23 protein-coding genes are annotated in these 23,448 nt (G+C 40.7%); 9 read left to right on the top strand and 14 right to left on the bottom strand.

Going from position 1 to position 23,448, the window contains the following annotated elements; translation table 11 throughout:
- Window positions 1–39 precede the first annotated feature (39 nt).
- Complete coding sequence (locus ACF8FD_RS05575) at window positions 40–579, top strand: lecithin retinol acyltransferase family protein (RefSeq protein WP_279678896.1); 540 nt, start codon at window positions 40–42, stop codon at window positions 577–579.
- On the opposite strand, the gene ACF8FD_RS05570 is transcribed toward ACF8FD_RS05575, so the two are convergent.
- The 3 genes from ACF8FD_RS05570 to ACF8FD_RS05560 form a co-directional block, all read right to left on the bottom strand.
- Window positions 573–1,034, bottom strand: coding sequence for an SRPBCC domain-containing protein (locus ACF8FD_RS05570; RefSeq protein ID WP_058869690.1), 462 nt, complete (start codon window positions 1,032–1,034; stop codon window positions 573–575). The two genes, ACF8FD_RS05575 and ACF8FD_RS05570, sit on opposite strands and share 7 nt — an antisense overlap.
- Window positions 1,035–1,153: 119 nt before the next feature.
- Window positions 1,154–2,065 carry a bestrophin family protein gene (locus ACF8FD_RS05565; protein ID WP_234304997.1) on the bottom strand — a complete coding sequence of 304 codons (912 nt, stop codon included), beginning with the start codon at window positions 2,063–2,065 and terminating at the stop codon, window positions 1,154–1,156.
- 82 nt (window positions 2,066–2,147) lie between these two features.
- Entirely contained in the window at window positions 2,148–3,866 is a 1,719-nt protein-coding gene (locus tag ACF8FD_RS05560) for a glutamine--tRNA ligase/YqeY domain fusion protein (RefSeq protein ID WP_234304998.1), read from the bottom strand.
- Window positions 3,867–4,101: 235 nt separating this feature from the next.
- On the opposite strand from ACF8FD_RS05560, the gene ACF8FD_RS05555 reads away from it, so the two are divergent.
- The gene (locus ACF8FD_RS05555) at window positions 4,102–4,611 is read left to right on the top strand and encodes a peptidylprolyl isomerase (RefSeq protein ID WP_004696971.1); all 510 of its coding nucleotides are present in this window, start codon (window positions 4,102–4,104) and stop codon (window positions 4,609–4,611) included.
- Window positions 4,612–4,700: 89 nt separating this feature from the next.
- Window positions 4,701–5,420, top strand: a complete 720-nt coding sequence (locus ACF8FD_RS05550) for a UDP-2,3-diacylglucosamine diphosphatase (protein WP_234305097.1) — start codon at window positions 4,701–4,703, stop codon at window positions 5,418–5,420.
- A gap of 62 nt (window positions 5,421–5,482) precedes the next feature.
- Here ACF8FD_RS05550 and ACF8FD_RS05545 read toward each other — a convergent pair whose 3' ends face one another.
- Window positions 5,483–5,710, bottom strand: a complete 228-nt coding sequence (locus tag ACF8FD_RS05545; protein ID WP_004696967.1) for a hypothetical protein — start codon at window positions 5,708–5,710, stop codon at window positions 5,483–5,485.
- 417 nt (window positions 5,711–6,127) lie between these two features.
- Between ACF8FD_RS05545 and nfsB the strand changes: the two genes are divergently transcribed.
- On the top strand, window positions 6,128–6,781 hold the full coding sequence (gene nfsB / locus ACF8FD_RS05540; protein WP_005401202.1) for an oxygen-insensitive NAD(P)H nitroreductase: 654 nt from the start codon (window positions 6,128–6,130) through the stop codon (window positions 6,779–6,781).
- 293 nt (window positions 6,782–7,074) lie between these two features.
- Here the strand turns inward: nfsB and ACF8FD_RS05535 are convergent, their stop codons facing one another.
- The 4 genes from ACF8FD_RS05535 to ACF8FD_RS05520 all read right to left on the bottom strand — a co-directional run bounded on the left by ACF8FD_RS05535 (window position 7,075) and on the right by ACF8FD_RS05520 (window position 10,800).
- Window positions 7,075–7,932 carry a DMT family transporter gene (locus ACF8FD_RS05535; RefSeq protein ID WP_279678895.1) on the bottom strand — a complete coding sequence of 286 codons (858 nt, stop codon included), beginning with the start codon at window positions 7,930–7,932 and terminating at the stop codon, window positions 7,075–7,077.
- A gap of 93 nt (window positions 7,933–8,025) precedes the next feature.
- Complete coding sequence (gene fba, locus ACF8FD_RS05530; RefSeq protein WP_004984718.1) at window positions 8,026–9,063, bottom strand: class II fructose-bisphosphate aldolase; 1,038 nt, start codon at window positions 9,061–9,063, stop codon at window positions 8,026–8,028.
- Window positions 9,064–9,184: 121 nt separating this feature from the next.
- The gene (locus tag ACF8FD_RS05525) at window positions 9,185–9,460 is read right to left on the bottom strand and encodes a hypothetical protein (protein WP_004696954.1); all 276 of its coding nucleotides are present in this window, start codon (window positions 9,458–9,460) and stop codon (window positions 9,185–9,187) included.
- A 149-nt stretch (window positions 9,461–9,609) separates the two neighbouring features.
- Window positions 9,610–10,800, bottom strand: coding sequence for a phosphoglycerate kinase (locus ACF8FD_RS05520; protein ID WP_125274353.1), 1,191 nt, complete (start codon window positions 10,798–10,800; stop codon window positions 9,610–9,612).
- Window positions 10,801–10,939: 139 nt separating this feature from the next.
- Here ACF8FD_RS05520 and ACF8FD_RS05515 point away from each other — a divergent pair, with 139 nt between their 5' ends.
- From ACF8FD_RS05515 to ACF8FD_RS05505, 3 genes are all read left to right on the top strand, one after another.
- A complete protein-coding gene (locus tag ACF8FD_RS05515; RefSeq protein ID WP_004696950.1) occupies window positions 10,940–11,326 on the top strand; it encodes a DUF2237 family protein in 387 nt (128 codons plus the stop codon).
- A complete protein-coding gene (locus tag ACF8FD_RS05510; RefSeq protein ID WP_178927958.1) occupies window positions 11,323–11,916 on the top strand; it encodes a nucleoside triphosphate pyrophosphatase in 594 nt (197 codons plus the stop codon). The genes ACF8FD_RS05515 and ACF8FD_RS05510 overlap by 4 nt, the downstream gene beginning before the upstream one ends.
- A gap of 718 nt (window positions 11,917–12,634) precedes the next feature.
- Complete coding sequence (locus tag ACF8FD_RS05505) at window positions 12,635–13,801, top strand: cupin domain-containing protein (RefSeq protein ID WP_279693558.1); 1,167 nt, start codon at window positions 12,635–12,637, stop codon at window positions 13,799–13,801.
- Window positions 13,802–13,838: 37 nt separating this feature from the next.
- On the opposite strand, the gene ACF8FD_RS05500 is transcribed toward ACF8FD_RS05505, so the two are convergent.
- Together ACF8FD_RS05500 and ACF8FD_RS05495 are read right to left on the bottom strand one after the other, a co-directional pair.
- The gene (locus ACF8FD_RS05500; protein ID WP_392453267.1) at window positions 13,839–15,737 is read right to left on the bottom strand and encodes a 7TM diverse intracellular signaling domain-containing protein; all 1,899 of its coding nucleotides are present in this window, start codon (window positions 15,735–15,737) and stop codon (window positions 13,839–13,841) included.
- Window positions 15,734–16,420, bottom strand: coding sequence for a response regulator transcription factor (locus tag ACF8FD_RS05495; protein ID WP_125281639.1), 687 nt, complete (start codon window positions 16,418–16,420; stop codon window positions 15,734–15,736). The genes ACF8FD_RS05500 and ACF8FD_RS05495 overlap by 4 nt, the downstream gene beginning before the upstream one ends.
- Window positions 16,421–16,718: 298 nt before the next feature.
- On the opposite strand from ACF8FD_RS05495, the gene ACF8FD_RS05490 reads away from it, so the two are divergent.
- The gene (locus tag ACF8FD_RS05490; protein WP_392453266.1) at window positions 16,719–18,389 is read left to right on the top strand and encodes an FMN-binding glutamate synthase family protein; all 1,671 of its coding nucleotides are present in this window, start codon (window positions 16,719–16,721) and stop codon (window positions 18,387–18,389) included.
- 57 nt (window positions 18,390–18,446) lie between these two features.
- Here ACF8FD_RS05490 and ACF8FD_RS05485 read toward each other — a convergent pair whose 3' ends face one another.
- From ACF8FD_RS05485 to ACF8FD_RS05470, 4 genes are read right to left on the bottom strand one after another with little or no spacing between them, the layout of a single operon-like run.
- Window positions 18,447–19,478, bottom strand: a complete 1,032-nt coding sequence (locus ACF8FD_RS05485; protein ID WP_004696940.1) for an alpha/beta hydrolase — start codon at window positions 19,476–19,478, stop codon at window positions 18,447–18,449.
- Window positions 19,478–20,590, bottom strand: a complete 1,113-nt coding sequence (locus ACF8FD_RS05480) for a YdcF family protein (RefSeq protein ID WP_392453265.1) — start codon at window positions 20,588–20,590, stop codon at window positions 19,478–19,480. The genes ACF8FD_RS05485 and ACF8FD_RS05480 overlap by 1 nt, the downstream gene beginning before the upstream one ends.
- Before the next feature lie 4 nt (window positions 20,591–20,594).
- On the bottom strand, window positions 20,595–21,632 hold the full coding sequence (murB, locus tag ACF8FD_RS05475) for a UDP-N-acetylmuramate dehydrogenase (RefSeq protein ID WP_279733983.1): 1,038 nt from the start codon (window positions 21,630–21,632) through the stop codon (window positions 20,595–20,597).
- Window positions 21,633–21,645: 13 nt separating this feature from the next.
- Window positions 21,646–22,155, bottom strand: a complete 510-nt coding sequence (locus ACF8FD_RS05470) for a low molecular weight protein-tyrosine-phosphatase (protein WP_234305003.1) — start codon at window positions 22,153–22,155, stop codon at window positions 21,646–21,648.
- 114 nt (window positions 22,156–22,269) lie between these two features.
- Between ACF8FD_RS05470 and ACF8FD_RS05465 the strand changes: the two genes are divergently transcribed.
- A complete protein-coding gene (locus ACF8FD_RS05465) occupies window positions 22,270–23,430 on the top strand; it encodes an iron-containing alcohol dehydrogenase (protein ID WP_242760474.1) in 1,161 nt (386 codons plus the stop codon).
- Window positions 23,431–23,448 lie beyond the last annotated feature (18 nt).

The raw sequence follows: 23,448 nt of genomic DNA, 5'->3' as shown, positions 1-23,448 counted from the left end.
AGATAAAAGACAACTGTAATGAATTAGCACGTATTAGGCATGCAACAACAAAAAGTCCACTACCCCTTGGGGGCTCATCTTATAGTCAAACATTTTGGCTATACGCATCACGGCATATATGCTGGGCGTGGACGTGTGATCCATTATTCAGGTTTTGCACATCTTTTTAAAAAGCATCCGATTGAAATAACCTCCATCGAGAACTTTAGCCACGGACGTAAAATTACAGTCAATCAGTACCAAGACCCCAAATATAAAGGCCGTAAAGTGGTTCGCCGTATGCGCTCACGCATGCATGAAAACAACTACCATCTTATTATCAATAACTGTGAACACTTGTGTACGTGGGCCATTACAGGCGTTGAAAGTAGCCCACAAGTCATCAAGATGATGCACCGACTTACTACTATTGGCTATGTTAGCTCTATGATGAGTTTCATGAACAGCCTAATGTTAACGCTGACCACCACCTGTTTTGCCTTGGTGCTGTATATCAAAAAGAAATTACGTGATAAGGCCAAACAGCAGCTTGGGAAATATTTTGAGTTTAAAGAAGAGCGCTCTAAAAAAGATCACTGATGTGAACGCAGTTCAAAAGGTGGAAATTTATCTTCAACCAAGTTGAGCTGGATATCGTATTCAAGCCATGCCTTGGCACCATCTAGCACTGTAGTAAAGCCACCTGTTGCATCCATCACATAATGAATCAGCTCATTACCCTGTAACTCAATATCATAGTTTCGAATGATCACATAGGTATTCATGCTGTCGATTTTTTCAAATACAAAATCTACTTTAGTTTTAGGCGTGCCCCATTCGATGCAGATCAGCTCATTTTCAACGACTTGTAGGACATGAGTCGAGTGCGTAATTTGGTATTTATCCCATGTCCAATCGACCATTGCGCCTTTTTCTAAATAGCCCGAAGACTGACTAAACCAAAACTTGGTGGTTATGAGTGGATCAACAAAAGCGTTAAACACAATATTGACAGAACGCCGAATCAACATCTGAGTTTCGATCACGGTAGTCATTGTTATATCCCTATCACTTTTAAACTTAGTGATAGCACATCTCAATAAACCAATCATATCGAAAATTTGTTATGGCTCAGGCAATCCGCTCATTTTCTGTTATGGATTTGTTCACTGCTTTAACTTAAATTGGCTCTATGTGCGCTCACTGGTTCTGGCAAAGATTCATTTAAAGAACTGAGCATTTCGCGCTCTATGCCCCGCACAATAGCATCTAAAGGCAAGTCATTTTCCTGAAGCCCGAAAGGTTCTTCTAACTCTGCACTTAGCGCATCTAAACCCAATAAGAGATAGGCAATTAAGGCCACGATCACAGGTGACCAAAAACCAAGACTGGAACTTAAACTAAAAGGTAAAATGAGACAGAAAGAGTACACGGCACGGTGTAACAAAACCGAATAAGAAAATGGCAGAGGTGTAGATGAAATACGGTCACAACCAGCGTGAATATCCCCCATTGCCACCGTATGCTTGGTCAGCATACTGTAAATAATATCGCTAATCTCACCACGCTTATACAACGCCGCCAGATCTTTCTGCGTAAGCTCTAATAGATATTGCGGTGGATTAATATGCGTAACCAATACCTCCCACTGCTCTACTGTCAGTTGTACTTTGGCTTGATAGTGGTCATAGGTATGACTTTGCTGCCGTAAACGATCTCGAAGCAAGTGGCTAAATAACATGACGCGATACATCAAAACTGTACGCTCTGCATCATTTAAGACATAACTGTCACGAATCATATGCCGTGCGTTGGCAATCATTGCGCCCCATAGCTTACGCCCTTCCCACCAGCGGTCATAACACGCTGTATTTCGAAAGCTTAAGAAAATCGAAAGAATCACACCAAATACAGTAAAACCAATGACAGGCACTGCAGGAGCAGTCACGTAATGTTGAGTCGCTAGATAAACCAACAGAGTTGAAATTAAAACACCGACCATCAGCGCAGGAAACACTTTCGGTAAAATGGTGCCACGCCAAGCAAAGAGTAATGCAAAGCTATTGGTTTTATCTCGAACGATCACAGTGTATTCCTATTGGTTTCGCTACGAAAAGGCTCAACCGAGGTTGAGCCTTATATCTATATCCACATCAAGCAAACAGCGCTTATTTAGGCTTAAAACTGTCTTTTAAGTCTAAAATACGGTTAAACACAGGCTTCTCTGCTGTATGGTCGTATTGATCTGCAACAAAATAACCTTCACGTTCAAATTGGAAACGGTCTTCAGGCTGTGCTTGCGCCAATGCAGGCTCAATCACCGCGTGTACAATTTTCAACGAATCAGGGTTCAAGTTCGCTAAGAAATCATCTCCCACTTCAGGGTCCGACTCTGTAAAGAGGCGATCATAAATACGCACTTCAGCAGGAATGCCCTTGCTTGCAGATACCCAGTGAATCACCCCTTTAACTTTACGACCTTCTGGATTTTTGCCCAAAGTTTCAGGGTCGATTGAACATTTCAACTCAACCACTTTACCGTTTTCATCTTTAATCACTTCATCACACTTAATGACATAAGCATGACGTAGACGAACTTCACCACCCGGAATTAAACGCTTGAAGCCTTTTGGTGGTTCTTCTTCAAAGTCTTTACGGTCGATATAAATTTCAGAGGTTAACGGAATTACACGCTCACCCATGTCTACATTTGGATGACGTGAATGAGTTAAATCTATATCGTTAGGCAAATTTGTGAGTGTGACTTTGAGTGGATTCAATACTGCCATACCACGAGCAGCTGTATTTTCCAAAGACTGACGGATGCAGTATTCAAGCATTGCAACATCAACAATACCATCTGACTTCGATACACCAACACGCTTACAGAAGTCACGTAGGCCTTCTGGGGTAAAACCACGACGACGCATACCCACAACGGTTGGCATACGTGGGTCATCCCATCCATTGACATAACCACCTTCAACCAATTTACGCAATTTACGCTTAGAGGTAATGGTGTAGTCAATATTTAAACGGCTAGACTCATACTGACGTGGTACTGCTTCCGAGTGAACTTTCTCAATCACCCAGTCATAAAACGGACGGTGGTCTTGGAATTCCAAAGTACATAATGAGTGAGTAATACCCTCAATTGCATCGGATAGTGGATGCGCATAGTCGTACATTGGGTACATTTTCCATTTATCACCTGTTTGGTGATGCTCTGAATGGAGTACACGGTACAAAATTGGGTCACGCATATGCACATTTGGAGATGCCATATCAATTTTGGCACGCAGAACAGCTTCACCTTCCGCAAACTCGCCATTGTTCATTTTTTCAAAACGTGCAAGGTTTTCTTCAACTGAAGTATCGCGGTAAGGCGAGTTTTTACCCGGCTCAATAAAGTTACCGCGGTTCAAACGAATTTCTTCAGGTGACTGCAAATCAACATAAGCATCACCCTGTTTAATCAGTTGAATCGCCCATGCATGGAGTTGATCGAAATAGCTTGACGCATAGCGTGGTTCGCCATTCCACTCAAAACCCAACCATTTAACGTCGTTGGCGATCCCATCTACATATTCTTGTTCTTCTGCATCTGGGTTGGTGTCATCAAAACGTAGATTGCAAAAACCATCAAACTCGTTGGCAATACCAAAGTTTAAGCAAATCGCTTTCACGTGACCAATGTGTAAATAACCATTCGGCTCTGGCGGGAAACGCGTGACTACTTTTTGCGTACGACCTTCAGCCAAATCTTCGGTAATCACTTGGCGAACAAAATCTAAGCCTGGCTGTTGTTCTTGCTGCGCTGCGACAGAGGCATTGTTACTTGGTGTCGGGTTATTTGGCAGTGTTGAAACAACATCATTCGGCTTCATAGTTTAAAAATCACTTTGATGAAAAAAATTAAGGAAAAATAGAGTCCTGCTATACGAGCATAATTCTAACTGATCTATCAGTCGATTTATGAATATTTTACAGTCCCTTAAACGATATTTGATCTATTTTACAAAGAAAATAACGTTTTTACTTGCCTTGTAGTTTACAGTTTGCTTATGCTTCTCACAACCAAAAAACCCATGGCTTTGATGTCCATGATTAGGAGATTACACAATGAGTTTTCCTCAAGTCGAATTAAACACCAATAAAGGTCGTATTGTTCTTGAACTTAACAACGAAAAAGCACCAATTACTGTTGCTAACTTCTTAGAATACGTACGTGACGGTTTCTATGACGGCGTAATTTTCCACCGCGTGATCGATGGCTTCATGATCCAAGGTGGTGGTATGGATGAAAACTTCAAAGAAAAAGCAACACGTGATGCAATTGAAAACGAAGCTGATAACGGCTTAACCAATGACCTTGGTACAATTGCAATGGCGCGTACACAAGCACCTCACTCTGCATCTGCTCAGTTCTTTATTAACGTGGGTAACAACTCTTTCCTTAACCACTCTGGCAAAAATGCACAAGGTTGGGGTTATGCAGTTTTCGGTAAAGTAACTGAAGGTCTAGACGTAGTAAACGAAATTAAAGGCGTTCGTACTGGCAACCGTGGCTACCACGCTGACGTTCCGCTTGAGAACGTTGTGATTGAATCTGCTAAGATCATTTCTGAATAAGAATCCCTCCTAACCTCCCTTTAATAAAGGGAGGAAGTCCCTCTTTTAAAAGAGGGATTTAGGGAGATTAAATTAAAATGGAAACTTCCGTGACCTATTTGTTTATCGCTGATTTACACTTGTCACCAGATCACCCTCGACTCGTTCGGGGGTTTTTAGATTTATTAGATACTTATAAAAACAAGAATACTCAGCTGTATATTTTAGGCGACTGGTTCAATGCATGGATTGGCGACGACTATACAGCCCCTTGGCTAGATGAAATCATTCGCGCCTTAAAACAATTTTCAAATGCAGGCAATCACATCTATTTCTTAACAGGTAACCGTGATTTTGCCCTAGGACAACAGTTCCTCGACCAATTTAATGGCCAACTATTAGCTGAAGTTTGTACACTCAAACTTTCAGATTACACCATTCGTATTGAACACGGTGATCTACTTTGCACGGACGACGTATCCTATCAGCGCTTTCGTAAGATTATCCGTAATCCACTTCTGCTAAAATTTTTAAAAAGTACACCGCTTGGCTTTAGACAAAAACTGGCCAATGGCTTCCGTAAAAAAAGCCGTCAAGCACAACAGTTTAAAACTTATGATGTCATGGATGTTAACCCAAGCGCAGTTCAATCTGCATTAAGCAATGTTGATTTACTAGTTCACGGACACACCCACCGCGCAAATATTCATGATGTCGATGGGAAAAAGAGAATTGTACTTGGTGACTGGAAAGAAGATTCCGCTCAGATTTTAGAAATTAATGCGAATGATCATCTACAAAATTTGGTATTAAAAAAATGGCAGTATTAATGCCATTTTTTGACTATACCAATCAATATTACACATAATGCTTAACTCAAGTACTTATCGCCTTAGTTCAACTCATTTAGACGATACAATTGATTAACACCGGTATAAAAGCTCAAACCATCTAAGTTCATTGGAAGAGTTTCGCCAGATTCAAGTTGAATCATATGCCCCACTTCAACCCAAATTAAACCGTGATTTGTATTTTGTTGACGTTTAAGTGGCACCAATTTTACATTGATTTCACTACCATTTACGGCTGTAGCAACACGCCATGTATTTAAAGTTGTCAAAATTTTAACTCACTAAGTGAGCTTTTTGTGATGGAACAAAGAGATTAATAAAACGGGTTTTGAATAATAATTCTGTAGTTACAATGATGATATTCAAGTCAAATGCCTGAACTCAGATAGATCACAATCAGCTATATCATAGAAAAGTAGGAACAATACCTACTCGTAGTCTCCATTATACAAGGTTGTCAAGATTTAAGCAAAAGTGACCCATTTTTTAATAGAATGACTTTTTTATTATTTTATCTGTTTGAAATAAAAAACTTTTCATATAAATACTTTATTCACAGGCGCTTAAATGCGTGTTCAGCCAGTACACATATTCAACTAAAATCTAAGTTTGTTCGAGTTGTAGTGTGATCACAAGTCTCCTTTCATCGGTTAGAATGAGACATCAACAATAAATTGAGTGCGATTATGGATCTGCTAAATATTTCAAAAAGTCGTTATACCACCAAAGCTTATGACCCAAATAGAAAGATCCCTCATGAACAGTTTACTCGATTATTAGAAATTCTCCGCTTAACGCCATCGTCTATCAATATCCAGCCTTGGCACTTCTTCATTGCAGAAAACACAAACGCCAAAGAGCGGATTGCAAAAGCACTAGTAGGTAAATACTCATACAATGCACCCAAAGTGCTAGATTCATCACATACGATTTTATTTTGCACCAAAGCCGATATTTCTGAGCAACATTTGGAAAATTTATTGCATCAAGATGACCTACATGGTCGTTTTAAAGATGAGGCAACTAAGCAGGGCCAAAAAGACAGCCGTTCAGGTTATGTCAACTATTACCGCAATAAAAAAGGTGATGTGCAGCGTTGGGCTGAAAACCAAACCTTTATTGCTTTAGGTCAAATTCTATTGGCTGCTGGTATTGAAAAAATTGATGCGACACCAATTGGTGGTTTTGATGAATCCATTATTAGTGAAGAGCTGGGTTTAGCCGAACAAGGTCTAATCCCTTCTGTATTGCTTACACTAGGCTATCGTAGTGATGCCGACTTTAATGCAAAATTGCCAAAGTCTCGTTTAAGCAAAGAAGATATTTTCACGCAGCTGTAATGCTATTTGTATATAAAAGGGACTTTAGTCCCTTTTATATTTTGGGCCTGAAAATTGCATTATCATGTTTAATGTCAAAACAAAAATAGTGAGGTTGCTGATGTCTGTTAAGCCCAATATGCCGATGGAATTTGAATGTGGACACTGTAATAAAATCTATTTAGGTCAGTATCAACATATCATGCGCCCTCACTATCCCGATTGCCCCAGTTGTGAGCAACCAGGGCTGTTATTAGGAATTGCAGTAATTGAAGATCTGCTCAAACACCCTTTTTCCTTTGTGCAGAACTATTTTAAACAGACATTGCGTAAGCTAAACAAGCCACGCTTGTGATACCCAACACCAATCCGATTGCTGTTGCGAGTTTGAGCTTTTCTTTAAAGAAAAGTAGTCCGCTGAATACGCCTAACAGCACCACCATAATATTCATGCCCGCAAAAACCACCGCGGGGCTATCCTTGAGTAGCAAATGAGCTTTGACATAAAGTGCGATATTGGCAAAGTTCAACACGCCAAGACATAAACCTGCCACGACGTTCTTGGTTAAGCCGATATTTTTCGTAGTCACGGCAACATAACCGACTGACAATAAAAACGCGCAAATAAACATCAGGCTTAACGCAACAGAAAACTGCACACCCAGCCCTGTTGTATATTTGAGTAAGACATCAATCAGCGCATAACCAAACCAGACTAGTGCTAAATACCACACAGCCTGTTTTTGACCTTCTCCACCACCAGAGGCATTGGTAAATAAAATGCACATCACGGCGGCAAGCCCCAAGACTACCCCTACAATTTTGAGCTGATTAATCTGTTCTTGAAAAATAAAATAAGCCGCCAATAAAGATAAAATCACCGACAAACGCTGTGCGATTTCTGTTTTGACAATGCCTGCATATTGTAAAGATTTAGCTAAAAATAAAAATACACTCGGCAACAAGACACCAAGCGCGACAATCAGCCACCACGGAGTATTTGAAATAGAAACGTGGCTTAGATCAGGTTTAAACCAGAAGTAACACAGTAAACTGGCTGAAGCATAGTTCCAGCTAATCATCTGGATCGGATCAAATCCTTTGTTTTTACCCCATTTTAAAAGAATGGAGACCACCACACTACAACAGGCCGCAGCAAATATCAGTTCCATAGCACACTCTTATTATTGTCGCCTCGAATATAAACACACATAGAAAAGCCCACATCAGGGTGGGCTTTTCCAATATAACTTATTCAAAAAGAATTATTTATAACGATCAACCATTTTCTCTAAAGAAATTGGACGAATCTTGTCGGCATTGCCCGCTGTACCAAATGCTTCATAACGGTCAACACAAATTTGTTTCATTGCGTCTACAGTTTTCGCGAAGAATTTACGAGGGTCAAATTCGCTTGGTTGTTCAGCCATCATACGACGCATTGCACCAGTCGATGCTAAACGCAAGTCTGTATCGATGTTGATTTTACGAACACCGTGCTTGATTGCTTCAACCAATTGCTCAACAGGAACACCATAAGTTTCTTTGATGTCGCCGCCGTACTGGTTAATGATCGCTAACCATTCTTGTGGTACAGAGCTTGAACCGTGCATCACAAGGTGGGTATTTGGCAGCGCCGCATGAATTTCTTTAATACGGTCAATCGCCAAAATATCGCCTGTAGGTGGACGCGTAAATTTGTACGCACCGTGAGAAGTACCCACTGCAATTGCAAGTGCATCTACATTGGTATCTGCAACGAACTGACGTGCTTCTTCAACTGAAGTGAGAAGTTGAGAATGATCAAGAACACCTTCAGCGCCTACACCATCTTCTTCACCCGCCATACCAGTTTCAAGGCTACCTAAACAACCGATTTCACCTTCAACTGAAACACCACATGCATGCGCCATTTGTACTGTACGACGAGTTACATCAACGTTGTATTCATACGTTGTTGGTGTTTTACCGTCTGCACCCAATGAACCATCCATCATCACAGATGAGAAGCCCAATTGAATTGAACGTTGGCAAACGTCTGGATCTGTACCATGGTCTTGATGCATTACCACTGGAATGTGTGGCCATTCTTCAATTGCAGCCAAAATAAGATGACGTAAGAATGGAGCACCTGCATATTTACGCGCACCCGCTGATGCTTGTACGATAACAGGTGAATTTGTCGCATCTGCTGCAAGCATGATTGCGCGCATTTGTTCTAAGTTGTTTACGTTGAATGCTGGTACGCCGTAAGCATGTTCGCCGGCGTGATCCAAGAGCTGGCGCAATGAAATAAGAGCCATAATGTCCTCCCAGTTGATGCGACATATTCTACATGCTCAAAGGTTTCAATTCAGCAACAAATAACACTATTTAAAAAAAATCCCCGCAATTGCAGGGACTTTTTACGAAATTCGCGTGTATTTAGTGTGCTGTAGCAGCCGAAGCCTCTACCGCAGGATCCGCTGTTGCAGCATCTGCTGGTGCATTTGCAACTTCAGCAGGAATGTCTTTGTTCTTTTCATCCAACTCTGGCTGATCAATCGCATCAATTGCCGCTTGTTGTTCAGCCGTTACAGCTTCTTCAACTGCTGCTGTTTCAGATGCCGCAGCGGTTTGCTCTGGTGCTTCATTTTTCTTACAAGCAGTCAGTGCCAATGGTGCTAACAAAAGTGCAGCAAGGGTCATTTTTAAATTCATAATGTTTTCCTAGAACAGATGATTTAATGCCCTGTAGTTTATTTCAGCATTATTTCATTATCATGACTGAATGATGAATAGATTTATTAATCCCATAAAAAAAGGTTGACCGAAGTCAACCTTTTTACAACAGCATGAGCACACAATAATTATTGTGCACGCTCTATCAGCGCTGCAACTGCAGGAAGTGTTTTGCCTTCGACAAATTCAAGGAATGCACCACCACCAGTTGAGATATAACCGATTTTGTCAGCAACTTCGTATTTATCAATCGCAGCTAAAGTGTCACCACCACCTGCAATAGAGAAGCCAGCAGATTCAGCAATCGCTAAAGATAAAGTTTTTGTGCCTTCGCCGAATTGATCAACTTCAAATACGCCCACTGGGCCATTCCAAAGAATCGTTTTTGACGTTTTTAGAATGTCTGCAAATGCTTTTGCTGTTTCTGGACCTACATCCAAGATCATGTCATTGTCAGTCACATCTTCAACTTTCTTCACGACTGCTTTAGCAGCAGCCAATGAACCTAAGAAGTCTGCAAAATCGATTTCAGAAGCATCAGCTACTACAACATCCGTTGGAAGCGGCACAGAAACTTTTGCCGCAATTGCCTTTGCCGTATCGATCAAATCATTTTCACACAATGATTTACCTACATTGAAGCCTGCTGCAGCCAAGAACGTATTGGCAATACCACCACCCACGATCAATTGATCACAAATATCAGAAAGTGATGTCAACACATCTAACTTAGTCGATACTTTAGAACCCGCAACAATAGCAACCATTGGTTTTTCAGGGGTTTGTAATGCACGGCCAAGTGCATCTAACTCAGCCGCCAATAAAGGACCCGCTGCTGCAACTTTCGCTAAACGTGCCACACCTTCAGTTGATGCTTCTGCGCGGTGCGCTGTACCGAATGCATCCATCACAAATACATCACAAAGTGCTGCATATTTTGCTGCAAGTTCTGCATTGTTTTTCTTTTCACCCGCGTTAAAACGGCAGTTTTCAAGGAGCACTACTTGACCTGCTGCAACTTCAACACCATCAAGGTAATCGGTCACTAATTGAACGTCTTGACCCAATGCTTCAGTCAAATACGCAGCAACAGGTGCTAATGATTGTTCTGGTTTTGGCTCACCTTCAACTGGACGACCAAGGTGAGAATAAACCATTAGGGCTGCGCCTTGTGCTAACGCTGCTTTAATTGTTGGTAAAGCGGCACGTAAACGTGCATCGCTTGTAATCACACCATTTTTAACAGGAACGTTTAAATCTTCGCGAATAAGAACACGTTTACCCGTTAAATCGAGGTCAGTCATACGCTGAAAATTCATGTAGAGCTCTCTTTCTATATATAAAAATCGCGTCGATTTTAAATGATTATGCAGAAAAAGGTTAGCTTCTTTTTCAGAAAAGCAAACGAAAGGCAAAGTTTTGCTATCATAGTGAAAAGTCTCACTAGATTTAGCATTTATGTCTATTCATCCTGATCCAAATCTAAACCGTTTAAACGTTTTGGGTGAACCTTTATCCAGCTGTTGTTATTCCCCGATTACGGGATATTTCCGTAATGGTTTTTGTCATACAGCACCTTCCGATTTGGGACAACACACGATCTGTGTTGAAATGACCTCTGAGTTTTTAAATTTTTCTCAGCGTGTAGGTAATGATCTCATTACCCCTGTGCCTGAAGTTGACTTTCCAGGTCTACAACCTGGTGACTTTTGGTGTATCTGTGTGACCCGTTGGGTAGAAGCTTATCAGGCCGGTTTTGCGCCTCCTGTTAAAGTTCAAGCTTGCCATCAAGCTGTACTGTCCTATGTCCCGCTGAATGTGCTTATGGAATATGCAGTCGAATGAATACTTCAGAAATTATCTTGGCATCAAGCAGTCAAACTCGTAAAGACCTCATGAATCGTTTACGTCTAGACTACCGCTGCGTTGTGCCTGATATAGACGAATCGCCTCGTGGTGAAAGCCATGCCGATGATTTAGCCAAACGACTGGCTTTTGAAAAAGCGCATGTCATTGCGTCACAGAACCCTGAAGCAATCGTAATTGGTTCAGATCAAGTGGCATGGCGTGAAGGTGCACCCGATATTTTTATTGGTAAGCCATTGAGTACTGAAAAAGCCATTAAACAGCTACAGGCCAATTCGGACAAAATTGTCTACTTCAGTACCGCACTCAGCGTGCAGCAACACTCAACTGGCTTTGAACGTAGTCTAGTTGAACACTATAAAGTCAAATTCCGTAAACTGGGACTGCCTGAAATTCAGCGTTATGTTGAAGTTGAACAACCACTGATGTGTGCTGGAAGCTTCAAGTGTGAAAGTCTTGGTATCAGCTTATTTGAACAAATGATAGGACAAGATCAAACCACGTTGATGGGTATGCCTATGATTCAGCTGTGTCATATTCTGCGTGAATTAAAAGTGCTTGTGCCATAATTATGTAGAAGTATTTTTAGTTGGTTCCTCAACAAATTGAACAGCTGCAGATGTTGCTGTTCAATTTTGAGCATTAAATGTAACAACAGCATGAATAAAATATATAGCCAATCGCTCAAAGCTTTTTAGACGAATTTACTGAGAGATAAGCTTGAATGAGTCGTTTAAAGTAGATTCGAATGAATAAACTACGGTATAGCGTAATCAGTATAAAAAGAATAAGAAATGAAAATAGACCAATATTATTATGGTCAAAGCTACTCACACTTTCCCTCTGTCTAAAGAGATATTTGACAAATACCAATACCAATACCAATACCAAATAGCCATACCACATTTTATTATATAGCGGATGATCCTCAGCGAGACTTTTGGCTTGTCTAAAAAGTAAGATATGCTGATATTGCGGTACCTTAGCCAATTTTTTTGTTTTATATATCCTATCGATTGTGGATGATTTTTTCGCTAATTTGGACTGACTTTTCTCTCTTTCTTTTTGCAATATCTCATTCGCCATTTTCTAGGCATCTTCTTTACTTAACATTATTTTTCTTCATTATATTTTAGACCTATTATGCTGTAAAAATTTTGATACCTACAATCATAACGACTGAGACAAACTCAATTTATTTAAATAAATCTAACGATACTTGCACATAGACATTCGTTCATAAGACAATAGTCACAATATTGTTTTAAATTTGCTTAGGCTATTTTCATGTCCCAATCTCTTGATGTTCTTGGCGGTATTACAGCTGAACAATTCCTTGCCGAATATTGGCAAAAAAAGCCATTATTGGTCCGCAACGCGCTGCCTGAAATTATCAATATTTTAGAACCTAGCGATATTATGGAACTGGCTTTAGATGAAAATGTCACAGCTCGTCTCATCAAACAAAAAGACCGTGACCCAAATCAGTGGTCGGTCAAGTCTTCACCGCTGTTAAAAGCTGATTTTCAAAAGATGCCAAAACTCTGGACTTTATTGGTTCAAGCCGTAGACCACTACTCTTTTGACTTAGCAGCACTGTGGAAAAAATTTCCTTTTATTCCGCAGTGGCGCCGTGATGACATCATGGTGTCTTATGCACCTAAGGGTGGTTCTGTCGGAAAGCATTTTGACTTTTACGATGTCTTTTTAGTTCAAGGTTATGGTCATCGTCGTTGGCAGTTGGGTCAAATGTGCGATGCTGAATCTGAGATTGTTGCAGGCCAACCTTTAAAATTACTGCCTGAAATTGACGTACATTTTGACGAAGTATTAGCACCAGGTGATCTACTTTATGTACCACCAAGTTTATCACATTTTGGTGTAGCCGAAGATGACTGCCTGACTTTCTCTTTTGGCTTCCGTATGCCAAACGTCACCGACATGGTAGACCGTGTAGGCGACAAACTGTCTGATAAAGCTCTGCTACGTAATCCTTTACTCGATATTGTTCGTGACCAACAAAGTCCGATCGGCCAATTAACACAAAACGAATTGGATTATTTAAAAGCAGAAATTTTGGCGCAGCTACAAAATTCAACGTTGCTTGAAGATGCTATTATGACCTTGATGTCAGAGCCGAAATACCCTGAAAATATTCCTGAAGCTGAAGAGATTGGCACAGGAGATCTAGAAGGTATTTTAGACCAAGGCTATCAACTGATCTTAGAACCTGCTTCTCGCCTACTTTATACCCATGATGAGGATGAATTCTTATTTTGGGCCAATGGTGAAGGGCTATGCATTTCAGAGCAATTTGCACCATTACTCAAGAACTTAGCAGATGGTGAAGCACTGTTACTTGATGAAAGCTTATATGATGCCGATATTCTAGAAGATATTTCGATGCTGATGAACGAATCTGTCTTAATGCTACTCCCACCCGACGAAGCTTAAGCCATCCATAAGTAGATCAAGTGCTGAGTAGTCTAATCTACTCAGCACTTTCTCCCTCACCAAACCTTAGACTGGCAATAATTTTGGTACAGCCTTTTTCAGATTCGATATTGAGCTCAGCACCAATTTTTTCTAAACGCATTTTCATACTGCGCATACCAATGCCCATCCCGTGGTTAAGCACACACTCCACATTAAAACCTACGCCATCATCCTGAATAATCATGACCAAGTGAGTTGTACTTGGATAATACATTTTTACATCAATATGCCGTGCTTGGCTGTGCTTCATAATATTGGTCAAACTTTCTTCAAGCACACGAATTAAAGTCAAACATTGTAGTGCTGTCGGTTGTATTTCCCATGCCTCTGGAATGCTCCAAGTCGCCTCAATGTCCAACTCATCCATGATCTGACTAAACCGATGCCGAACAGGAGCAATCCATAACACAGGATTATCTGGCGTTTTGTTATTGGTTAAAGACCCGCTGTCAATAATTTGTCTTAAATCATCTCGAAGCAATTTGAGGATGGATAAAAATTGTTGATTCGACATGGTGCTGGAGCTCTGATCCACCAAAATCATGGAACGAACCAAAGATGCACCCAAACCATCGTGCAAATCATGCGCTAAATGAATACGCTCTTGTAGACGGACATTTTCAAGCTCTAATTGGTGTCGAGCATATAAACTAGAGGACAGGTTACTGGTCACAAAGCTCACTCGTTGCTCAAGTTCACTATTAAATCTTTGTATCTTTTTAATATTTTTATCTAACCGTGTTGCGAGAATAATCACAATAAAAAAAGTGATCACCGGTGAGGTATACGGCGACAAAGGCTGATGGTCATTAATATGCCCATCAAAAAGTAGTGAAATATCGTAAAGCATAACGATAAGAATCACACTTAAACAAACCACCAACAAGATATAATCACGGCGCTTGGTTTTATAGGCGCGATAAATCACAAAGCAGAATGATGCGATAAATAATGCAATACATAACAGGAAAATCACAGCAAATACGATCTTGACCATCAAGCTCGGGATAAACAAGATGGTAACAATACACACCGCAGCAACTAAAAATAAGGTTTTTTCTAACTCAGCAAACTTTGTTCTTACAAAACGCAGCAGGTAAATGCAAAAGCAAACATTGTATAAAACAAAAAAAGTCAGATTAGTTTTCAAGACCCACAAAGAGTTTGGATAAGGAAACACTTCTCGATTGATGACATTCCAAATAAACAATACCCAAAACAAACAGCTAACAGAAAACCAAAAAAATGTCGTTTCATTGCGTCTAAAAAACCAGATAACAAAACACACCAACCCTAAGGTAGTAGAAATAACTAAGTTAATTTGAAACAGTGCTCTCTTGTTCCAAATTCGTTTTTGTTGTTTATCGTATGCTGTTGTGATATCAGAAAATTCTAGATTACCTAAACCCGGACTCTCATAGCTATTACCAACGACATAGACCCAAATGTCATTGTTTTTTTGTTTTAAGCTTTCGACAGGAAGGATCCAAAAACGCGGGGTATTCCAACTTTTGGATAGAGGCTCAACTAAATGCTTATCTTTCCAAAGTAAATTTCGATTAAAAAAAACAGCGCCTGCGCTACTCATGCCTTCCACAGAAAATGCTAAAGGCTGCTTCAGTTCATTACTATCCTTACAACTCCAATGCCAATTAAAATGGTACCAAACGCCGCCATCGTAATGTGGCCAGCGTTCTGTCCATACGTCAGGATTTTTGACCTCTACCCATCCCGTCTTCGGAACAACATCGATAGAACTTGTTTTCACCGCAGAAATTTTATCGACATTCACTTTACAGGTTGGACTAACAACAAAGTTTGTTTGTGCGGAACTGGCAAAGCTAAGCACACACAAACACAGTGTGACAAAAATGCTCAGCCAGCCATTTCTCATAAAATACCTAAAGAACGCGCAGTGCTGACTGCTTTGGTTCTTTTTGAAACAGAAAGCTTGCGGTAAATATGCTTAATATGGCTTTCAACGGTATAGCGCGAAACAAATAATTGCTCAGCAATTTCGCGGTTACTCAGGCCTTGTGCCACCAAGTTTAGAATTTCAGTTTCTCGATTGGTCAGTTGGTCATAGTCTTGACCATCTAACTGCTCTACACGCTCAGTTTGGGGGGTATTTGAGGTTGAGATTTGATTTAATATTTCACGAGCAATAAAGGGGTCAATCGGTGCACCACCGCGCAAAATACTCCGTATCGACATCAGCACTTCGGCATCATCACGTTCTTTCAATACATAACCATTCGCTCCCGCTTTAATCGAGGCAAATAAGCTTTGCTGTGTACTCCATGCCGAAATCACTAGAATTAATGCACTTTCATCTATGCCTCTGAGTTTTTCAATTAAAGTGATGCCATTTCCATCAGGCAACCCTAAATCGACTAGGGCTAAAGAAATCGGTTGTGAGGCAATGATTTGCATGGCTTCAGCTAAATTTTTAGCAAAAATCAGCATATCTTGACTATAGCCCAGTTCTGACAGAATTAGATCTAGACGTGAGCGAATCATGGCTTCATCTTCCACGATTAAAACAGGTGCAGGCAAAACAGTTTCCTTATTTTTCACTGAAGCTTCCCCTTTTTCTTATCATTCTTGAACCACACTATACCGATGAAAGCTTGTCCTAACCTATCCCTAGAAGTAAGTAATTTATAATTTTTTCTTTTGAACAATAAGCGCTTGTTCATATTCATTTTATATACTTTAAATTCTTAAACATATCAATCTATATAAAATTTATCCATGATTTTAATATTGGATTCCTCCTGCAAATAATAAGTGGCGTAACAACAATTTATTACTTGTAGATGAAACAGAGACTTGGCACATTAGGTCTAAACAACCAGGAAGGATGCCCAGCCATATGTCTAGCCCTGCTCAATCCATACGGCATAAATTACTCAATACTTTTTTTTCACGGCACTCCATTTGGCTACTGTGTATTTTTATTTTCTTGAGCATTTCTTTTTTTCATTATAGCCATACGCCCATCTATATTAATTATTTTATTTCGGACACTTTACTGAACAGTATTTGGCTGATCACAGGTTTACTGAGTCTTGTTGGCTTGCATGATATTTTACAAAATAAACATTCGATCTTAAAGAACTATCCGATTATGGGACATTTTCGTTTTATTTTTGAAGATTTCCGCCCTGAAATTCGCCAGTATTTTATTGAGGCAGATCAAGACGCACTGCCTTTTTCACGGATGCAACGCAGTTTGGTCTATCAACGTGCAAAAAACCAAAATGCAGATAAACCATTCGGCTCCATTATCGATGTCTATGCAGACAATTACCGCTTCATGACTCATTCACTGAGCCCATGTACACCTGCTGACCCTAAAACCTTCCGTATTTTGGTGGGCAATTCGCAATGCTCACAACCTTATAGTGCTTCTATTTTCAATATTTCAGCCATGAGTTTTGGCAGCTTGAGTGCCAATGCTATTCGCGCTTTAAATAAAGGAGCACAAATGGGTAGTTTTTACCATGATACTGGCGAAGGCAGTTTAAGTCCGTACCATCTTGAGTATGGAGGCGATATTGTTTGGGAGTTAGGCAGTGGGTATTTCGGTTGCCGTACTCTAGATGGTCAATTTGACCCTGAGAAATTTGCTGTGCAAGCCAAACGACCTCAAGTCAAAATGATCGAAATCAAGCTATCTCAAGGAGCAAAACCCGGTCATGGCGGGATTCTACCAAAAGATAAAATTTCTGAAGAGATTGCCGAAATACGGGGCGTCAGTCGAGATCATGACTGTGTTTCCCCCTCAAGTCACTCTGCCTTCAAAACGCCAATTCAGATGATGCATTTTATTCAAAAACTGCGTGAATTATCTGAAGGCAAACCAGTCGGATTTAAGCTGTGTATTGGTCAACCTTGGCAGTTTATGAGTATTGTCAAAGCCATGCTACATACTCAAATTATTCCCGATTTTATTGTGGTAGATGGTTCAGAAGGCGGTACAGGTGCAGCGCCTATCGAGCTGATAGACAATATGGGCGTACCACTACGTGAAGGCTTACTTTTTGTACACAATACACTGGTCGGTGCGGGTTTACGTGCCCAGATCAAAATTGGTGCCAGTGGCAAATTGGTTAGTGCCTTTGATATTGCCAGTACCATGGCAATTGGTGCAGATTGGGTGAACTCTGCACGAGGGTTTATGTTTGCGGTGGGCTGCATTCAAGCGCAAAGTTGTCATACCAACCAATGTCCTGTTGGTGTTGCAACACAAGATAAAGAGCGTCAGAAAGCACTACATGTGCCCACCAAAGCTGAACGTGTGCTGCATTTTCATGACAACACATTAAAAGCACTTTCGGAAATGATTGCTTCAGCGGGCTTAAAACATCCAGCAGAAATTAAAGCACGCCATTTAGCACAGCGCATTAATGACCGAGAAATTCGAAACTATGCGCAGCTGCATTTTTGGTTAAAAGATGGTGAACTGCTGTCTTGTGAAAATAAAGATGAAGAGAACTTCTATTTCCGTATGTGGAATATGTCCAAATTAGAACATTTCTAAATAAAAAGGAGGCTCTATCCGCCTCCTTTTTATTTTCGATAAGAGAATCACAGAATGTTAGTAATATCCACTCGATGAACCCTGCGCATGTAAAAAGGCTGGAATTAGACCTGTTAAGGCCGCACGAATATCCGAACGCTCATTGATCAATTGATGCGAACCTTCCTCCAACATCAATAAAGTTTGTAAGCGGAACTTTTCACGAATAAACTCAATGTTATAACGCCAGTCTACCGTCTGATCCAGCGCACCTTGGGCTAACCAGACAGGAATGCGGCAAGCTGGGCGCTGCTCCATTTCCAACATCCATTTAGACATAGCCAAAATCCAGTCCATACCCATCATGCGAGGTTGTAGTGGATCTTTTAAACGGACAAAACGTAAGAACTCAGGGTTATGGTTATTCCGCCTAAAATGACGCGGCACTTGACGTTTAATCCGTCGAATAATGCCTAGTCCAACCGAGTTATGCCACCAAGCGGATTTTGCAGGTCGAATGAGTGGCGACAACAACAAAACACGTTGCACATAAGGGTTTTCACGGCGTTCGGCAAATTCAAGCAAATGATGCATCAAAATTGCACCACCCGTGCTCTGCCCTATGCCTAGCCACGGTTGCGGTAGCTGTTCTGCATGTTTAACATAGCGCACAACAGCATGTAACACATCTTGATAGTGATCAAAATTTTGGATATTCGCAGGTGACCCATCACTGAGTCCATGCCCCGGAAGATCATAGGTCAGTACACTAAAGCCTTGTTCAAGCAACTCTTTAATAATAGGTTGATAAATTCCGCTATGCTCTAAATAACCATGCAACAGACAGACTGAACCTTTGATTTTTTCAATTTTTGGTGCAAAAACTTGGACATGCAGCTTAAACAAAGGCATTTGAACATAACCTTGCCAGTGATCACAGTCCAACGCATCTAAACCGTATAAACGACGATAAGATACCATCTCCACCGATGCCTCATACGGCTGGTTTAGATTCAAAGGCATTAAAAGCTGTGGTGTTGTCTCACGACTCGGCACAGGAAGTTCAAGCTGTTTGAGTACCGATGGATTTAAAAAAGGAAGTTCAGGCATTATGGAATCTCCCGACAGTCACTCGAACCCAACAGTACATCGCGTATCGTTGCGAGCATTTCATAATTGGCACGGCGACTATGATCATAATTTTGTTCACTTGGACGCAATTGGGTTAATTGGGTCGGCATTGGCGCCTCTATCGGCTGTGTTTCGATACCATTTAAAGCAAATAAACGGCGTGTACGTGGCATATGATATTGATCTGTAATTAAAATCACTCTAGGTGCGCCACCTTTTTTCTGCAACAGCAAAGAGCTAAAGCGCGAGTTTTCGCAGGTGTTCATACTACGATCTTCCAATAGTTTCGCATCGACTCCACGCGCCTTTAACCATTTTTGCATATACGGGGCTTCGACACCGCTAAGCACAATGGGGAGCTTAAACTGTTGTTCGACTTGTAAAGTGGTTTCAAGACGTAATCGCGTATATTCATTCACCACAATATCTTTACGGTTTTTATCTAAAGTTAATCCACCACCCAAAACAACTATGGCATTCGGCATGTTTAATGCCGCTTTTCTCTCTTCATTTTGTGAATGTATTTGTGCGATGTCCTGATAGATTTGTTCATCTATCGGCTCTTCCTCTACAGTCTCAACTTTATGTGTTTTTAAAAAGTCGAGATAATGTTCCATCAAGGCTTTATTTTCTTTGCTATTCAGCTCTAGCAGTTCTTTGACATTTTCAGTCGGGTCAACCTCAGAACTTGCCGTCTCAACCACCAAAGGAATTTGAGGCTTTTGCTCTTTTTCTTGCTCTTCACGCTGTTCAGAAATAATTAACTGTTGCAGTGCTTTATAGCGTGCCTGAATCGTGGTTAGGTTTTGCGAATTATGTTCTTTAATTTGCTCTTCCATCAACCGTAAGTACGCTTGGCGGGCAATCCACAAATCAGAACCCGGTTCTAAGCTTTCTTGCTCACTAAGTGCTGCCATTTTTTGACTTTGTGCTGCAACTTCATTGACGTCTACAGGGACAAAGGCATTCAGTGTCGCCACAATCAGCTTAGAATAAAAAGGCGTATAAATAAAAATCATTAAACAGCCGAAAAATGCAAACAGCACCGAAGTGATTTGCATTAAACGTACCATTTTATGGGTTTTACTCATACTTTTAACGATCCTGATGAGATTGGATTAGACCCGCCGAATTAAATAGCACAGGCTCAGGTTCCAACAAAACTTTAAATTTATTATACACATCCTGCTGTACTGCACGGTATGTGCTCTGTACATCGTTCAAATCTGCATTGGCATAATTCACTAAAACCAAGGCTTGTTTGGCAAACATCCCGACAACACCAAGCTGCTTACCTTTCCAGCCTGATTGATCAATCAACCAACCTGCTGCAATTTTAACATCACCATTCGGCTGCGGATAATGTGGCAATTTTTCAAATTTTTGGGCTAAAAGGTCATAAGCTTGCTGACTAATAATTGGGTTCTTAAAAAAACTGCCTACGTTAGGAAATTCTTTCGGATCAGGCAATTTACTTTGACGAATCTGAATCACTTGCTGTTGTAAATTAAAAGCTGTTAGCTCATCACCCACGGCTTGTTTTAAGTCACCATAGCTAATTTTCAAATCTTCTTTTTTCAACAACTTGAAGGTCACATGCGTAATCACATAGCGATTTGGATTATCTTTAAAAATACTATGACGATAACTAAATGCACAGTTTTTAGCTTCAATATCACTAAATGTTTTCAACTGTCGGTCATAGACTTGCACGCTTTCGATGAACTCACCGACTTCTACACCATAAGCCCCAATATTTTGTACAGGAGATGCACCGACGAGGCCTGGAATCAACGCCAAATTCTGTAAGCCAAATAAATGGTGTTCTGTCGTCCAAAGCACAAAGTCATGCCAAACTTGACCCGCACCGACCCGTATAGTTTTGGTAGTTGCATCTTCAGACAGGTTTTCTACGCCTAGAATGTTCATATGCACAACCAAAGCATCAATTTGTGCGGGAAGCAGCATATTACTTCCACCAGATAAAATCATGACATTCAAAGCGTGTTGCTGTGCATAATCCAATGCATCTACAAGCTCGTCTGGACTGTGAATTTGAACATAATGAGAGGCTATCGCATTTAAGCTTAACGTATTAAAAGGTTTAAGCTGTTTTTGTGTTTCGATTTGCATGCACGAACCTTAATTACTGTTCAAATTGTTGTTTAAAAATACTGACCCACGCTTGGCTGCTCGACTCACATTGGTCAAGAACACGTTCAAAACCATCAAAACCACCATAGTAAGGATCAGGTAATGCTTGCTGCGGATACTTCGCGTCGTGTTCAGACATCAGTGCAACTTTAGCGCGGAGAGATTGATCACCAAATTCAGTTTGCGCTGTTTGATACAACGCTTGAATATCATCAAAATTACGATGATCCATGGCCAAAATTAAATCGAAATGGACAAAATCACGGGTCTGTAACTGTCGTGCACGTAAGCTGGATAAATCATAGCCCCGTTTTAAAGCATGTTCTTGACTACGTAAGTCAGGTGCTTTGTTGGGATGGTAATTACTAGTTCCAGCCGAATCGATTTCGATATTGAGCTGATGTGCATCACAAAAATGTCTGAGAACTACTTCTGCCGTAGGAGAACGACAAATATTTCCTAAACAGACACATAACACCTTATAGGGCGCTGTGAATGACATAACCACCTCGAAACAGCTTTATTTTCAAGTGTCTTATGTTAAGTTATTTAGAGGATGAATCCTATAGAAGTACAAAACAATATTGTTGGATAAGATATAAAAAAGGATGCTGTTATGAACCAATTTCAATTTCAAACTGTGCCGAATATTATTTCTGGCTTAGGCAGCATTCAGCAACTCAGAGACATTTTAACAGCACGTCCTTATCAGCATCTGTTATTGGTTACAGATGCAGGCATGTTAAAGCATCAGCTTCACCTTCCCATCTTAGAAATTTTAGAAGATATCTCGCTCACTTATAGTATTTACAGTGAGGTTGAAGCAGATCCGAGTGAGCAAATTGTTTTAAATGCGGTTGATTATGCCAAACAGCAAAAAGTAGATATCGTTTTAGGTTTTGGTGGCGGCAGCTCTATGGATGTTGCAAAAATTATTGCCATCCTCAGCCATCCTGCACAGCAGCAACAGTTAGCCGATCTTTATGGGGTAAATAATGCCCAAGCACCTCGTCTACCCTTAATTTTAGTCCCTACCACTGCAGGGACAGGCTCTGAGGTCACACCAATTTCGATCGTCACCACAGGTGAAACGACAAAGACTGGAATCGTAGCACCCGTTCTTTTTGCCGATGTGGCGATTTTAGATGCGACATTTACTGAAAATCTGCCGCGTCATATTAGTGCTGCTACAGGCATTGATGCGATGGTACATGCGATTGAAGCCTATACCTCTAAAATCAAGAAAAACCCCTATGCCGACATGCTAGCGAAACAGGCTTTAAAACTGCTGAATCAAAACCTCAGTTTGGTGCTAGAAGATGGTCGAAATTTAGAAGCTCGACAAAATATGTTAGTCGGTTCGATGTTGGCAGGACAAGCCTTTGCCAATGCCCCTGTCGGTGCTGTTCATGCGCTTGCTTATCCATTGGGTGGGCATTTTCACATTTCTCATGGACATAGCAATGCCTTAGTGCTGACAGAGGTTTTAAAGTTTAATCTGCCGCTAGCTAAGCAACATTATGCGGAACTGATCTGCTGGCTCGATCCAAAAAGTACAGGCTGTACCGATGGTCTTTCTGATCTTTTCGTTGATCATATGCAAAACCATTTAGACCGCAGTGGTTTAACCTTAAAACTCAAGGCATTGAATGTTTCTGAACACAGTCTAGATCAGCTTGCAACCGATGCCATGTTACAAACACGCCTACTACAAAACAACCCAAGAGAACTAGAGTGGCAACAGGCACGGGAAATTTATCAAGCCATTTACAGCTAAGCCATATAATTAGCTTAG

It is taken from the genome of Acinetobacter sp. TYF_19 (genome assembly GCF_043105125.1).
In the GTDB taxonomy this organism is placed as follows: Bacteria; Pseudomonadota; Gammaproteobacteria; order Pseudomonadales; family Moraxellaceae; genus Acinetobacter; species Acinetobacter johnsonii.
This window is presented reverse-complemented; position numbering and strand designations above follow the sequence as displayed.

Bases quoted from the DNA above. Each gene is read 5' to 3' on its own strand.
- ACF8FD_RS05555 (WP_004696971.1), top strand. From the start codon at position 4,102: ATGAGTTTTCCTCAAGTCGAATTAAACACCAATAAAGGTCGTATTGTT.
- ACF8FD_RS05575 (WP_279678896.1), top strand. From the start codon at position 40: ATGCAACAACAAAAAGTCCACTACCCCTTGGGGGCTCATCTTATAGTC.
- murB (WP_279733983.1), bottom strand. From the start codon at position 21,632: ATGCAAATCGAAACACAAAAACAGCTTAAACCTTTTAATACGTTAAGC.
- ACF8FD_RS05520 (WP_125274353.1), bottom strand. From the start codon at position 10,800: ATGAATTTTCAGCGTATGACTGACCTCGATTTAACGGGTAAACGTGTT.
- nfsB (WP_005401202.1), top strand. From the start codon at position 6,128: ATGGATCTGCTAAATATTTCAAAAAGTCGTTATACCACCAAAGCTTAT.
- ACF8FD_RS05535 (WP_279678895.1), bottom strand. From the start codon at position 7,932: ATGGAACTGATATTTGCTGCGGCCTGTTGTAGTGTGGTGGTCTCCATT.
- ACF8FD_RS05525 (WP_004696954.1), bottom strand. From the start codon at position 9,460: ATGAATTTAAAAATGACCCTTGCTGCACTTTTGTTAGCACCATTGGCA.
- ACF8FD_RS05480 (WP_392453265.1), bottom strand. From the start codon at position 20,590: ATGAGTAAAACCCATAAAATGGTACGTTTAATGCAAATCACTTCGGTG.
- ACF8FD_RS05470 (WP_234305003.1), bottom strand. From the start codon at position 22,155: ATGTCATTCACAGCGCCCTATAAGGTGTTATGTGTCTGTTTAGGAAAT.
- ACF8FD_RS05490 (WP_392453266.1), top strand. From the start codon at position 16,719: ATGTCTAGCCCTGCTCAATCCATACGGCATAAATTACTCAATACTTTT.
- ACF8FD_RS05505 (WP_279693558.1), top strand. From the start codon at position 12,635: ATGTCCCAATCTCTTGATGTTCTTGGCGGTATTACAGCTGAACAATTC.
- ACF8FD_RS05510 (WP_178927958.1), top strand. From the start codon at position 11,323: ATGAATACTTCAGAAATTATCTTGGCATCAAGCAGTCAAACTCGTAAA.
- ACF8FD_RS05465 (WP_242760474.1), top strand. From the start codon at position 22,270: ATGAACCAATTTCAATTTCAAACTGTGCCGAATATTATTTCTGGCTTA.
- ACF8FD_RS05515 (WP_004696950.1), top strand. From the start codon at position 10,940: ATGTCTATTCATCCTGATCCAAATCTAAACCGTTTAAACGTTTTGGGT.
- ACF8FD_RS05570 (WP_058869690.1), bottom strand. From the start codon at position 1,034: ATGACTACCGTGATCGAAACTCAGATGTTGATTCGGCGTTCTGTCAAT.
- fba (WP_004984718.1), bottom strand. From the start codon at position 9,063: ATGGCTCTTATTTCATTGCGCCAGCTCTTGGATCACGCCGGCGAACAT.
- ACF8FD_RS05500 (WP_392453267.1), bottom strand. From the start codon at position 15,737: ATGAGAAATGGCTGGCTGAGCATTTTTGTCACACTGTGTTTGTGTGTG.
- ACF8FD_RS05485 (WP_004696940.1), bottom strand. From the start codon at position 19,478: ATGCCTGAACTTCCTTTTTTAAATCCATCGGTACTCAAACAGCTTGAA.
- ACF8FD_RS05560 (WP_234304998.1), bottom strand. From the start codon at position 3,866: ATGAAGCCGAATGATGTTGTTTCAACACTGCCAAATAACCCGACACCA.